Origin of the sequence: Acidicapsa ligni (genome assembly GCF_025685655.1) — a bacterium.
Lineage (GTDB): Bacteria > Acidobacteriota > Terriglobia > Terriglobales > Acidobacteriaceae > Acidicapsa > Acidicapsa ligni.
The window spans coordinates 178514-191944 of the sequence record NZ_JAGSYG010000005.1 but is presented as its reverse complement, the minus strand read 5'-3'; the positions used below and the strand labels follow the sequence as shown (position 1 = coordinate 191944).

8 protein-coding genes and 1 tRNA gene are annotated in these 13431 nt (G+C 55.0%); 4 read left to right on the top strand and 5 right to left on the bottom strand.

Annotated elements, in window-relative coordinates; genetic code table 11:
• Positions 1-31 precede the first annotated feature (31 nt).
• Positions 32-754: an anti-sigma factor gene (locus OHL19_RS17675; RefSeq protein WP_263359118.1), complete on the bottom strand. Its 723-nt coding sequence runs from the start codon at positions 752-754 to the stop codon at positions 32-34.
• The gene (locus tag OHL19_RS17670) at positions 751-1455 is read right to left on the bottom strand and encodes a sigma-70 family RNA polymerase sigma factor (RefSeq protein ID WP_263359117.1); all 705 of its coding nucleotides are present in this window, start codon (positions 1453-1455) and stop codon (positions 751-753) included. The genes OHL19_RS17675 and OHL19_RS17670 overlap by 4 nt, the downstream gene beginning before the upstream one ends.
• 205 nt (positions 1456-1660) lie before the next feature.
• Here OHL19_RS17670 and OHL19_RS17665 point away from each other — a divergent pair.
• Positions 1661-1736: transfer RNA gene (locus OHL19_RS17665), tRNA-Ala, on the top strand.
• Positions 1737-1783: 47 nt separating this feature from the next.
• On the opposite strand, the gene OHL19_RS17660 is transcribed toward OHL19_RS17665, so the two are convergent.
• From OHL19_RS17660 to OHL19_RS17650, 3 genes are all read right to left on the bottom strand, one after another.
• Positions 1784-2842 (bottom strand): tyrosine-type recombinase/integrase, encoded by a 1059-nt coding sequence (locus OHL19_RS17660; RefSeq protein ID WP_263359116.1) that lies wholly within the window; start codon positions 2840-2842, stop codon positions 1784-1786.
• Positions 2843-3116: 274 nt separating this feature from the next.
• On the bottom strand, positions 3117-4250 hold the full coding sequence (locus OHL19_RS17655; RefSeq protein ID WP_263359115.1) for a PepSY-associated TM helix domain-containing protein: 1134 nt from the start codon (positions 4248-4250) through the stop codon (positions 3117-3119).
• A gap of 71 nt (positions 4251-4321) precedes the next feature.
• Entirely contained in the window at positions 4322-7477 is a 3156-nt protein-coding gene (locus tag OHL19_RS17650; RefSeq protein ID WP_263359114.1) for a TonB-dependent receptor, read from the bottom strand.
• Positions 7478-8439: 962 nt separating this feature from the next.
• Between OHL19_RS17650 and OHL19_RS17645 the strand changes: the two genes are divergently transcribed.
• The 3 genes from OHL19_RS17645 to OHL19_RS17635 all read left to right on the top strand — a co-directional run bounded on the left by OHL19_RS17645 (position 8440) and on the right by OHL19_RS17635 (position 13400).
• Complete coding sequence (locus OHL19_RS17645; protein WP_263359113.1) at positions 8440-11520, top strand: sensor histidine kinase; 3081 nt, start codon at positions 8440-8442, stop codon at positions 11518-11520.
• Positions 11521-11529: 9 nt separating this feature from the next.
• The gene (locus OHL19_RS17640; protein WP_263359112.1) at positions 11530-12159 is read left to right on the top strand and encodes a response regulator; all 630 of its coding nucleotides are present in this window, start codon (positions 11530-11532) and stop codon (positions 12157-12159) included.
• A gap of 200 nt (positions 12160-12359) precedes the next feature.
• Entirely contained in the window at positions 12360-13400 is a 1041-nt protein-coding gene (locus OHL19_RS17635; RefSeq protein ID WP_263359110.1) for a helix-turn-helix domain-containing protein, read from the top strand.
• Positions 13401-13431: the final 31 nt, after the last annotated feature.

Below are 13431 nucleotides of genomic sequence, written 5' to 3'. Positions count from 1 at the left end.
GTTAACTAATTCCGGGAAAGAAGCTGTCGATCTAGCCGTGAACCGAGACTCCGGAAAAGGAGAGCACGGCTAGTCCGCGTACCGGCTGCCCAAAGAATCGGGCCGGCTCAAAAACGCTGAACAGCAACATGTCTTCCACCTGCGAACGGGTCTGTGGATCATTCGGACCGGTGACAATGCGGTAGTCATATACGCGGCCGGAGCCATTGACATAGGCTTCAACGACGACGGGGCCGTTTACTGTGCCGATCTGATCTACATCCGCAGATGGCCCGGAGCTGTACAGCAGGCGCGGAGCGGTAGCCATGCCCAGGGGTTCATCCTGCGCCGCCGCGTGCTCCGGATGAGCAAACATGCCCACCAGCACGGTCACCATTCCCAGCAACAAAACGGCACTCGCGAAACCTGCAGAGAGTTGCAGCAGAAAAGGTCCAACAGTATTCCGCCACGCCAGATCCCAGCGCGCAATGGTATTTGCCAACGTGTTGCGGTGGCGCCGGGCACGCTCCTGGGAGATGGCTACCCGAATTCGCAGCGGCATGTTGCCTGGCTCTTTATCTTTGCCAGAGACCGGTCCCAATGACGAAAGAGCATGCACAATTCCCTGCTCCGCGCTGAACCGGGCATCACACTCACTGCAGCTTTTGAGATGGGTGGAAATGATCTGCATTTCGAGGCCGGTGAGTCTGCCGTCGAGATAATCCGCAAACATTGCCCTTACGTGCGAGCAGCCAGGCGTTGCATAGGGACTCATCGCGCTTCCTCCTCGTACAGTGTCAGGGCAACACTGGCAGCAGTCGTACGTTGAGAGTTATCGACCAGCATCAGTTGGCGCAGGCAGGCGCGTCCTCGTACCAGGCGAGACTTGACGGTACCCAGGTTGACGCCAAGCATGGCCGCAACTTCTTCGTAGACAAAACCCTCAATATCTCTCAGGATCAGCGTAGTTCGGAATGGCTCGGGCACCTGCCGCAGAGCAGCTTCCACTCGCTCTTTTACCTGGGAGTGCGAGGCCATTTCATACGGAGATTCGCCTGGATCAACCAGCATTTCTTTCAACCGGGTCGGCTCGCCGTCTTCGCAATCGATGGTTTCCATTTCGATTGTGACTTCCTGCTGCTTATGCCGACTCCACCAGCGACGCTGATTCAGCCCCTCATGCAGCGCGATCCGGTAGATCCAGGTGCGCAATGCCGACTCGCCGTGAAAGCTGCCTATTCCCCGGAAAATCTTGACGAAGACATCCTGAGTGAGATCGGCAGCATCGGCGGGGTCGCGAACTGTACGAACGAGCAAACTGTAGATGGGTTGATGGTAACGGGTGATGAGCCACGAGAAGGCTTCCTCTGACCCCGCCTGTAATTCGGCGATCAGAGCTGCTTCCTCCGTGTGGAGTGTTAACGCACTGGCGAGATTTCCCAAGGTGATGTCCGCCTGCAAGTCCGTGCCCTCCACATTATCTCAACAGACGGTCACTTGGCATCTCTGTGCCGATCCGTCAAAAATTCCCGTTCCGTGCAGTCTGCCTGCATCTACTTCTTTAGACACCGGACCCCCACTGAAATGTTCCCGGTTTTGGTCTTTTTCAAGCCCAATCGACCAAAGTTTGACGAATCGCTCCGTAGCAGCGAGAATAGAAAAGTTGTCCCACCGCACTTGTGGGCCTGTGGCGCAGCTGGGAGCGCGCTTCCATGGCATGGAAGAGGTCATCGGTTCGATCCCGATCAGGTCCACCAAACAACCCCTTCAATACTAGGTACTTACCGGCATTAACTGGCCGCCTTCAACTGCGTCGAGGGTGCTGAAATTTCTTAATCTCCAGCGACAGCATCAATTCAATGATTTTCAGGCTCGCTTCGCGCTTTTGTTGGTCAACCGCGCGGGTGTAAACATCAAGCGTTGCGCGGCAACTGGAATGCCGAATCAATTCCTGAGCAACCTTGATGTCCACACCAAGAAACCTCAGATTCGTCGCCAGAGAATGACGGCAACTGTGCCAGCCAATCTGCTTTCCGACGACTCCGATCTTTGCAAGGGCAGGTCGGATGCTCTTCTCGAGGATGCTGTCAGGACTGAGGGGCCTGCTTCCTTTAAGCTGAACAGAAGGGAAAAGGAAGTCCAACTCGGTCGGATAAGGTGATTGCTCACGCCATTCCAACAGCGCGTTGAGTACAAGAGGATGAAGTGGGACAGGCCGGCAAGACGACTCAGTCTTCGTCTTTCCAATCCGGTTCCGTACACAAGACCTTAGAACATTGACCTCCATCGTACGGACGTTGATGTCGGACCACGTAAGAGTGATCATCTCCGATCTGCGAAGTCCGGTGCTGCCAATAAGCAAAACCATAGCCCGGTCGCGCACAGAGAGTAGTTGTACTAATTGTTGAAATTCATCTGGAGTGAGAACGTCTTTGTCTCGGAGGCGTTTTTGTGATGTTTTCACTCGGCTGATTGGATTGAAGGTAAACCATTCATGGCGGATTGCATGGTTGTAGAGCACAGACAGAAGGCCTCTCAGTTTCGCCTTTGAGGCTGGCGCCAATGGAAGAGAATATAACCATTCCTCGACTTCTACGGTTCGAACGGCGCTAAGCCTAAGATGACCCCAGCGTGGCCCGATGTAACGCTTGAATAGAAGGCGATGAGTGTCGATTGTCCCAAAAGCCTTTTTCTCTAGAGTAAGTTCACGCACTCTATAGTGCGCATCGAGATCACATATTGTCTGAGGATTTCCAACGTCAACATTGATCAAACCACGAAGCGCTACTACAGCTTTTTCAGCCTCTCGTCGACTTCGAATCTTACCTGTGCTTCCAATGATCTGCTTCTTGTAAAGCCGCAACGTTCTGGCGGGGGTTCAGTGGTCATCCCCCTCGTCTCTGGAGGTCGTGACGAACAGGAAATGGCCACTACCTACGGGAGCGAACCTTCTGCTTTAGAGTCTGCGAGTTGCGGTTTTCGCCTGCCGGCCCAGAAGCCCTCCTGAGGTCCAATCAGGCATTTCGCTTTCAAATTTCAGAGAGGATGCTTCCCAGAAAGCATGTCAGCGTAGAGATGCCTTCTTACGAATCTCCCAACAGGCGCTGAGAGCCAAGTCAACAAAGCTTCAGTAACAGTCAGTCCAGTACAACCTTATTTTCCGTCCGAGACGTCTGGGCTTTGAGGCGCGTCCACCTCTTGCCGAGAGATCTGTTCCAATACATGAGCACTCCGCTGATCGATAGAAGAGGCAGCGCGCAGCCGAGAGCAGCCCAAAGGATTTTGATCGCAAGCCCCCAGTCATATCCGAAATGTAACGGGCTCAGCCAGAAGACAAATCTTCCACCCCAGGTATCGTTGATCCCTCGATGCCAAAGAGCCAGCTGCCTCCCCGCGGCTGGATCGAAATAGACGTAATCCATCTGAGTGAAATTGCGTGTTTCGGCGCGCGCCATCAAAAGAGTCAACGCGCTTTTGTCACTACCTGGGAAGAATGCGCCGGCGAACTTAGCGTTGGGTGAGGACTGTTGGGCGCTTAGAATCATCCCGTGCAGATCCGCCCAGGGCTGATTGCCTCTTGGGGGAACGATGAACTTCGGCGGATTCGCAGAGGCCACGGAAGAGAACCGGTTCACGAAGGACTCGATGGGTTTCGGCCAGACAAAGTAAACGCCCGTGAAAGCCCACATCGAAAGAATCAACAACGTCCAGAATCCCACGGCGCCATGGAGATCGAAGTTGATCCGTCTCCAGCTTCTGCTGAGGTCAACCTTGAGCCCGCGAGTCCAGTGTTTGAGACCGGCCCACCAGATGACGACCCCAGTAGCGCATAAAAGCAAAAGGAAGGCCGCGCCGATTCCATTCAGAATCTCGCCAACCCTGCCCCCCAGCAGCCGAAAGTGCAGATCGATGATCCAGATCAACCAGGACCGATCCGGATTGATATCCCCGGCGATCCGCCCGGTATTCGCATCGATGAACACATATCGGAACCTCTCGCCCTTATGGACAAAGACCTCGAAGTTGTTGCCTTCCCGGTCAGGCAGATAGGCCGCAGTGATCTGTTGTCCTGGATACGTCTTCATCACGGTCTCGACGACCTCTGGGAGATCGACCGCAGGTTGCCCCGCCAATGGCTCTGATGCGCGCCATAAACCCGGGTAGGCTGCATGTTCGAGTTCGCTCTCGAAGACGAGGATCGAACCTGTGACTCCGATGACCAGTATGTAGAGGCACAAGGCGATGCCCACCCAGAGATGAATCTGGAACATCGCTATTCGCCACCATAGCCGCTGCGGTCTATCGAGAAATCCCATTCGTGGTGTGCCAGCTTTCTTTCTCGTTAGAAGTGCAGTTTTAGCGAAACCTGCATGGAACGAGCCCCGCCGACCTGATAGATGCTGCTCAGACCGCCAAGTTGAGTGTCTTCCGTGGTGTAAGCCTGCCCAAAGAGCGATCCGTTGGCAAGCGAGGTGTAGATGGAGCCGAAACTGGGATGGTTGAAGAGGTTATAGGCCTCGGCTCGAAACTGTAGTCCGACCCGTTCCGTAAAGGGGAAGTCACGTCGTAAGGTCATGTCGGCTTGTACCGCGTCATAGCCCCGTGCTGAATTCCTTCCTGCATTGCCCTCGATCACATTGCCGTTGGCATCGTCCTTCTCGACGAAAGCCGTGGGGTTGATCTGTCGTCCGGTTGCGATCTGCGGGTTGCGAATATACAGCGGTTGGTCAGTGACGCGATCCGGATGGAAGTTCAATCCGGTGCCGGAGTCGCTGTCGATAGTCGTACTGGAGATGATATCGACAGGCAAGGCCGAGCGCGCCGAGATGCGAGCATCGAGGGCCCAGTGTCCCAGTACGTAGGAAGTCCAAGCGTTCTGATAGTGGCCTGGGATCTCATAAGAGAGAGCCGCCTGGAAGTTGTTGCGGATGTCGAAATCCGACGGTCCGCGTTCAAGTTCGTAAATGGTGAAGTTGCTGCTGGAGTTATCCAGTGAGTGCGACCATGTGTAGGAAAGTAGCGCCTGAAAACCGTGGGCCAAGGTCCTTTGAAAACGAGCCTGAAGTGACTCGTAGTCCGAGCTAGCGCGATTCGTCGTAAGGTAAAGCCCATTGCCGGAGACGAAGTTCGGATTGCCGAGCAGGTCAGGGCTATAGAAGTTCTGTGTCAGCAGACGTCGCGACGCCGAGGCCACATAGTTGATGTTCAGTGTCTGCTGTTCGCCGAGTTGTTGTTCTACAGCTACGTTCCACTGCACCGTGTAAGGAGTTTTCAGATGTGGATCGAACCCCCAGACTGCAACGTTGTAGGGAGGAGCCGCGCTTGGCGTTGGGACAGTTGCGATCTGTTGTGTCGTGAGCGGAAAGGCATCGCCGTTGAATGATTTGAAACCTGTCGTGCCGACGCCATAGTATCCGTCCGCGGCAAGCTCGGTGCCGGTGTCGTAGTAGAGGCCCGCGCCAGCGCGCAGAATAGTATCGGCTCCCGGAGCGTGATGAACCTGATAGGCTACGCCCAGGCGAGGCGCGAAGTTGGTGTGGACCGTCTGCCAAAGCGGCGTTCCCTTCGGGGCGAGTGTAACTGTCGACAGGTCGGTAATCTGGTTGACGGTATAAGGCGTATTGCCATTTGCATCATGAGGCGCAGGGTTCAGTTCCCATCGCAGGCCATAGGACAGGCTTAGCCGATCATTCACCTTCCACTCGTCCTGCACAAAGAGCGAAGTGTTCGGGTAAACCGCCTTCATGTTGATCGTCTGATTGTAGAAATTGATGCCGCCGGCCTGGTTGGAGAGAACCGATGCCTCATCGTAGTAGAACCCGACCTCCCACTGTGACGGGAGCTCTTCGGAAGACACCAGCCGTCTGTAGTCCACGCCGTACTTCAAAGTGTGTCGACCGAGCGTCTGAGTGAAAGTATCGACGAAGTTGACCTGTCTCTGGCGATTCGACTGCGGCTCTAACAGGTAATACGGATAGAGATCGTAAAAGAGGAAGAACGTGAGCCAGCTTCCGGACTGGAGACCGGGAACTCCGCCTTCATTGAGAGGTGTCGCTCCACCGAAGTTGTCCAGGGTGCGAGCGGACTTATAGTCGTTCCCTGTCACATTGAATCGAAGTTCATTGTTCATCTTTGGCCCGAAGACATTTGTCGCTCCCAAAGTGACGGTCTTCACATTCCGGATCGTCGCGTTGACCTGCGCCAGGTCGCTCGATTGACGTGCAGTACTGTCAGACGGGGAGTCGCTGTAGCGGCCGAAGATCTTGAAGTTGTCCCCAAAGCTGTGATCGATGCGGATGCTGCTGGTGTCGAGCGAACTCGGTGCGCTGTAGCCGGCGTTGTAGTAGGACAGACCATTGCCGTTGTCTGGCTCGCTGGATACAGGAAATGCAGCGAGGAATGGCTTTAGTGCTGCCGGCGCGGCTTGCCGCAGCGCGGTACTGGGCACTTCATACAACTGCGACGGAGTTGGGTTGATTAGACGCAATCCCTCATAAGAGAAGAAAAAAAAAGTCTTATCTCTTCCGTTGTAAAGATGAGGGATATCGAGAAAGCCACCGATTGTGCCGCCGAAGTCATTTTGTCGCAGAGCTTGCTTCGCAATGGGTGGCGTATTTGTGTATCCGTTGAACCAACTGTTGGCATCGAGCGCATCGTTGCGGAGATAGTCGAATAGCGTGCCATGGTACTGGTTGGTTCCCGAACGGGTGTAGAGGGCAAACTGTCCTCCAGCCGTTCGCCCATACTCCGCGGAATAGGTCGAAGTGATAGCGCGGAACTCCTGCAGCGCATCGATCGAAACCAGGCTTTGCGTCGTGCCCAACGCAGTTTCACCCGGGGTTGCTCCCGTGAATCCAGCACCGGTAAAGCCCGAGGGAGAGACGCTCGCGCCGGTATTGGCGCTCACTCCATCGACCGTGAAGTAATTGGCCTCGGTGCGTTGCCCATTCACGCTAAGTTCGCCGCTCTGGCCAACTCCCTGCGACGGGACGATGGAGACTCCCGGCGCGAGCGTCATCAGAGACTGAAAACTACGCCCATTCAAGGGAAGGTTTTCGACGAACTGACGGTCCACGACCGTGCTCACGCTGGCGTCGGTCGTGTTGATGTTGATCCCACTGCCATCGACTGTTACCGATTGGCTAATCGCGCCGGGATGTAGCACAAAGTCCAGCGAGACCTTGCCCGCCACATTCAGCTTCACATTTTCGAGGACTTGCGTCTCGAAGTTCGGCACCTGCACAGTGATCCGGAAGGTGCCGGCCGGGAGAGGCGGTGCTGTATAGCGTCCATCTTCGTTCGATTTTGTATCCCACTTCAACTGGGTCGCAGTGTCGACGATCTCGATCGAGGCATTCGCAATAACCGCCTTGGATGGATCGATGACGGTTCCGGTGATCTGCGCGTTTTGTGCCCAGGTTGCCACCGGCAGAAGAAGGAGCAGAAACAGGAGAGAACTGTGGAAGAGATTCAATCTGAGCGAAGGTCGGCCGGCCATGAAATACCTTTCTTGATAGGAGGCCGACGAACGCCTGTATCCTTAGGGAGTCGTCAGCCTGCGGGTTGTCGATCTCCGGACCCTCGCGGCGCTTCGCCAAAAAGACTGCCGTGAGGGTCCTTCACTGGATTGCAAGAAATCGAGACTCCTCTAAAATACGACACTTTTAGTCCTATATCAATCATGGCAGTGAATTCCAGCCGTTTGCTATGTCGAGTCCCACCTCGAAGCGACGGAGTTTCAATCCACAACCTTTGGTCTCAGGCGGCAATCGCATGCGCTGGTTATTCCCAGGAATTTGCAAATCGGGAGTTCAAAAGATGCCACGCGGTTGCGCCAGTACGCTACCTTAGCTTCAGACAGCGCCGCCATGGAATAGCGCGCAACGAGGACAGGAGACGGGTCTCTTCGAAGCTATGCGGTAGCCTCTTTTCATCTCTGGAACGTCTTCCAATTCATCAAAAACAGTTTCACCGCCTGATAACGCGCCGTCCAAATAATCGAGCATCGAGGGAATAGGCACCAGGTCCCAGAACCGCGACTGAAGCTGTCGCGAGAATGAGAAATGATTGATGTGCAATCGCGATCCACGAGAGACCGGAGAAGCAGGACAGCTCTATCACACAGCCCAGAGCACATGTGAAAGGGGTGAGTGCGCCCAGACAAAGGCAGAACGCCACCACTGAACAGGCGACAGGTATCCATGAAGAGCTATTGGTGCTGCTTGCCATAACAACCAGCAGGAGCATGATGGAGGCCCCAACTCGAAGGCACAGCAGTGCAAGACCAGCCGCGCCGGCGGGGAAGATTGAAAAAAGTCTTTGCACCTACAAACTCTACCGCCAATTCGCGGTGATGGAAAAGCTCGTAAGAGATGACGTTGGTTAGCCCTTTCGAGGGGGGTGAGTAGCTCGTGAGCAGCGTAAAATCTTTGCATTCGCGTTTTGAGATTGGCCGGACCCATGATCAGCTCCCGCTTAGTCAGTAGCTGGCAGACGATGACGCTTGCCGTCGCTATGGCGGTTCCGTGTCTTCTCAACGGACATGCCGTAGCACAAGACGATGCAGCCAGAAGCACTTCATTCGGCGATCAGTACCATACGTCATGGACACTTCGAGAGGGCGTACCAGCCGGGCTCGCTCACGTCACACAGACTTCCGATGGTTTCCTTTGGTTGGCTTCGGAGACGGGGCTATATCGATTCGACGGTGTGGAATTTGTAAAGTATCACCCTCCTCCTGGACAGAGCTTACTTAATGATGGAGCGATCACCGCCTTGGCACCGACGTCAGATGGCGGCTTGTGGATCGCCTTCCGATTTGGGGGAACGAGCTTTATCAAGGCCGGTGCTATTGCGAACTATCCCCCGGAACAGGATTTTGCTCAACCCATCTACTCCCTGGTGCAGGATCAGAACGGCAATGTTTGGGGAGCGAGTTCGATCGGATTGACGCGCTTCGATGGCACCCGGTGGGGACGAGTGGACCAGAGTTGGGGCTTCCTGTTCGAGCGAGCGCTCCACTTGCGTATTGATCCTGAAGGAACGCTATGGGTCGATGACGGCAAGCATTACTACGTTCTAGTGAGAGGGTCTAAGCAGTTTCGAGCCACTGACATACGTACAGGCAAAGTGGACTTCGCGAGTGACGGTAGGGGGTGGGCTGCCATCGACGGTGTGGGCCTTATTCAGCTGCGCCGTTCTGATCGAGACGGTTGGACTGAAGGGCCACTCGTGATCCGAGAGAATATCGCAACTCTTACCCACACGTCGGACGGCGCTCTCTGGTTCGGGGCCCATGACGGCATATGGAGCCTAAGCGGACCAATTGCTCGTGCGATACCGCCGCTACAGACCGCCGCAGCCCATAGATTCCGCGAAGTAGACGGACTATCGGATGACTACGTCTACGAACTCATGCAGGATCGAGAAGGAAGCGTCTGGGCCATCACCCCCAGAGGACTCGATCAGTTCAGAATATCCATCTTCTCGACGACATATTCACCGCCTGACATGATGCGACTTTCTGCCGTAAATGAGGGAGACGGCATTCTGGTGGGTTCTGGATTCATTGCGAAGTCAGCACTTCTTCGCATCGGCAAACATGGCTCCGAGTCGATACGCACCCCGTTCAAAGCGATCCATGCAATGTTTCGTGATCGTGAAGGAACAGTGTGGGTTAATGGGGACGGCAAGCTCTGGAGCTTCACCGGAAACAAGTTCACTGCGATTCCTCCACCCCAGGAATATTCTTCAGGCAATTTGGGCGTACAGTCGATGACTATGGATGAATCTGGCGCTCTCTGGCTCTCCATAACCACCCGAGGGTCGAACGGCATTTATCGAAATGATCACGGGAACTGGATTCCGGTTCGAGACATCAGCGGCCACCCGAATCAAGCCGCAGTGAGCATGATGACCGACAGTATGGGTCAAATCTGGATGGGGTTCGCGCAGGATCGGCTTGCCATCGTCGCTGGAGATACAACACACCGCTACGACCGAGATAGCGGTCTCGATGTTGGCGCGGTCACGGCGATGACGGAGCACGGAGATCATGTTTGGCTCGGCGGCACAGAGGGTCTTGATTATTTCTCTAAGGGTAGGTTTCAGCAGATCTTTTCCGATGCAGGTACTCGCTTGTATGGAGTTACAGGGGTCGTCGAAACACGAAACGGAGATATCTGGCTCAATTATGCGGACGGAATAGCAAAGATCGACGCCGCGGACTTGCGCACCGCACTCGCTTCAGAGAACCATCGCGCCAAAATCAGACTTTTCAATCAACTGGATGGCTATCCAGGAACGCCGATCATGCGAACGCAATCCTCCACTGTGGCTCAGACAGCCGATGGCCGTATCTATTTTCTGGCACGCGCGGGAGTGGTTTGGATCGATCCTGACCATATTGAGAAGAACACCGTACCGCCCAATACCTTCGTCACGTCAGTGATCGTCGATCAACAAGTTTACGAGAATCCCGCTTCGCTCAGTTTTCCCGGAGGAGCTGAGAATCTCCAGATCAACTACACAGCGACGAGCTTGCTTATTCCCGGGAAGGTGCGATTTCGTTATAAGCTCGAAGGTTTTGACAAGGACTGGCAAGATGTGGGGACAAGACGTCAGGCGTTCTATACACGGTTGCCGCCCGGCCGCTATACATTTCTCGTCACAGCGAGCAATAACGACGGTGTCTGGAGCACGTCGAACGCCCGCTGCGAGTTCACACTGCCACCCACGTTCCTGCAGAGCTTATGGTTCAAACTCATCTGCATCGCAATATTCCTTCTGGTCGTGACTGCGCTCTATCTCCTCCGCGTTAAGCAGCTCACAGCACAGGTTCGGAGCACACTGTTCACGCGTCTGGCGGAGCGCGAACGAATCGCTCGGGACCTCCACGATACTTTCTTCCAGGGCATTCAGGGGCTGTTCCTCCGGTTCAACACTGGGACAGCCCAGCTTCCGCCGAATGAACCCGCTCGACAGATCTTCATTGAAGCATTAGAGCTGTCAGACCGCGTGATGCTCGAAGGACGGGAACTTGTCCTCGATCTGCGTGCTGATGAGACCGCAGAGTCGGATCTGCCGGAGGCATTCGCCCGTGCGGTTGACGAGTTCGCGAGTCCCAGCAAGCCGGAGTTCAAGGTCGTTGTCGTGGGCCAGGCACGCCAATTGCATCCTGGGTGCGCAACGGAGTTGTTCCGGATCGGGAAAGAGGCCATCTACAATGCCTTTCGACATGCAAAAGCTACAGCTGTTGAGGTCGAAGTTGTGTACGAGAAGGATGTTCTGCAGCTTCACATTCGAGACAACGGTCAGGGGATCGATGAACAAGTTATTCGCGACGGCAGGAGGCCGGGCCACCTTGGCCTCCCTGGAATGAGCGAACGGGCTCAGCGGATCGGCGCGAAGTTTGGTATCTGGAGCAAGAGAGGCAATGGGACCGAGATCGAGATTACGGTCCCGTCCGGCGTTGCCTACGCGCTATCGAGAGAGACAACGAGACCCGGCTGGTGGTCGAGATGGATACAAAAGAACAGTTAGAGAGGCTCTATGGCTGATACGCAGATGATTCGGGTGCTTGTGGTCGACGATCATCCCTTGATGCGATCCGGAATCGTTGGTGAGATAAACGCCCAGGCCGATATGAAGATTGTCGGCGAAGCAGGCGATGGTCATGAAGCGATCTCAGCCTTCCGCGCTCATCGTCCGGATGTAACCCTCATGGACATCAGGATGCCCAACCTAGGCGGAATAGAAGCCATCGTGGCGATCCGCAGAGACTTCCCTAACGCTCGACTTGTCATCCTGACCACCTCAGCAGGAGACATTCAGGCGGTTCGCGCCTTCCAGGCCGGCGCCGTTGGCTATCTGCTGAAGAACCTGCTCCGGACAGAGCTAATCGATACCGTCCGGCTTGTGCATGCTGGTCGACGGCGTATTCCCCCCGATATAGCCCTGCAGATCGCTGAACATGCGGCTGACGATGCAGTCTCACCGAGAGAGCTGGATGTGCTTCGCGGTGTATCCAAGGGGAAAGCGAACAAAATCATAGCCGCCGACCTGAATATCTCGGAGCACACCGTGAAGAACCATATCAAGAGCATCCTGTCCAAGCTCGGCGCAAGTGATCGGACTGACGCCGTTGTCATCGCCATCCGGCGTGGCTACATCGAGATGTAATCGTGACTGTCGGCAATTCCAATCTCTTGCAAAACCTGTGCGGATGCTGGCTATCCGGCAGTGGCCAGATAGGGCTATTTCAGATCACTGATATCGAGCCTTCCATCCGGATCAGGGCAAAGGTAGTTTTGTCGCAGTGATCTGCATGCGCAGCAGACAACTGTGAACCGGGCTCCGCAAAGATCTGGAGGGCGACAGGGATGCAACTTCCAATAACCTACGGCAACGAACTGGCAAAGCGGTTCGATCTGAAAGAAGCCCCGTATTCGCTGATGAATCCGGACACCCGATCGCAGATTGCGCTTACCCGCATCACTCTGAAAACAGGGCTTAAACGCCCCAGTGAAAAGGTGACGCCCGAAAAAGCCTTCACCATCGCTCTTCATCTTTTTCAGCCAGAGTGCAAAGGTTGGGGGACATGGGTGGACGGAAAATTCCGGCGAGTCGATTTCTGGCCTGCCGGTGGCATCGGAATATACGATCTGGAAGCAGATCCAATTGCACTTCGAAACAGTCCCTTCGACTCCATCCATTACCACCTACCCCGTACCACTCTCAATGCGTATACGGAAGGCAGAGAACTTACCAGGGTTGATTCCCTCCGGTGCTCACAAGGTACTGAAGACCTAGTCCTGCATCACCTTACCCAGATGGTGCTGCCTTCTGTTGGCAATCCCTCCCAGTTTTGCCAGTTGTTCTGGGATCACTTCGTTCTGATGTTCTGCGCACACGTCGTCCACACCTACAGCACGGTCAAGGCAGAACGCAGGCTTTGGCAGGGAGGACTTGCGCCGTGGCAGAAGCGCCGCGTTAAGGAGATACTCCGTGAACGTCTGGATGGCAACCTAAAGCTGACCTGCCTCGCTGGGGAGTGCGGCTTGTCAACGAGCCACTTCGCGCGCTCGTTTAAAAAGACATTCGGCACGTCGGTTCATCGCTACCTGATTCAGCAAAGGATTGAAAGAGCAAAGTCCCTCCTGCTGCTCACGAAAGATACCCTGACCGATGTCGCGCTCCAGAGCGGCTTTTGCGACCACGCTGCCTTTAGCCGGACCTTCGGATCGATAGTCGGCATTACTCCTCATCGATGGCGAAATGAACATACTCAGGGAAAGATCAAGAAAGTTTTCCCAATCCTTGACGCAAAGCAACATTCCATGGAACTTTCGATCAGAGATGCTCGGACAACCGCACTCCCGTTCGAAGGGCCGCCCGTGGAACAATCCGAACAGGTAGTCTGAGGAGAATAATCCTGACGTCCTGATCAACCAA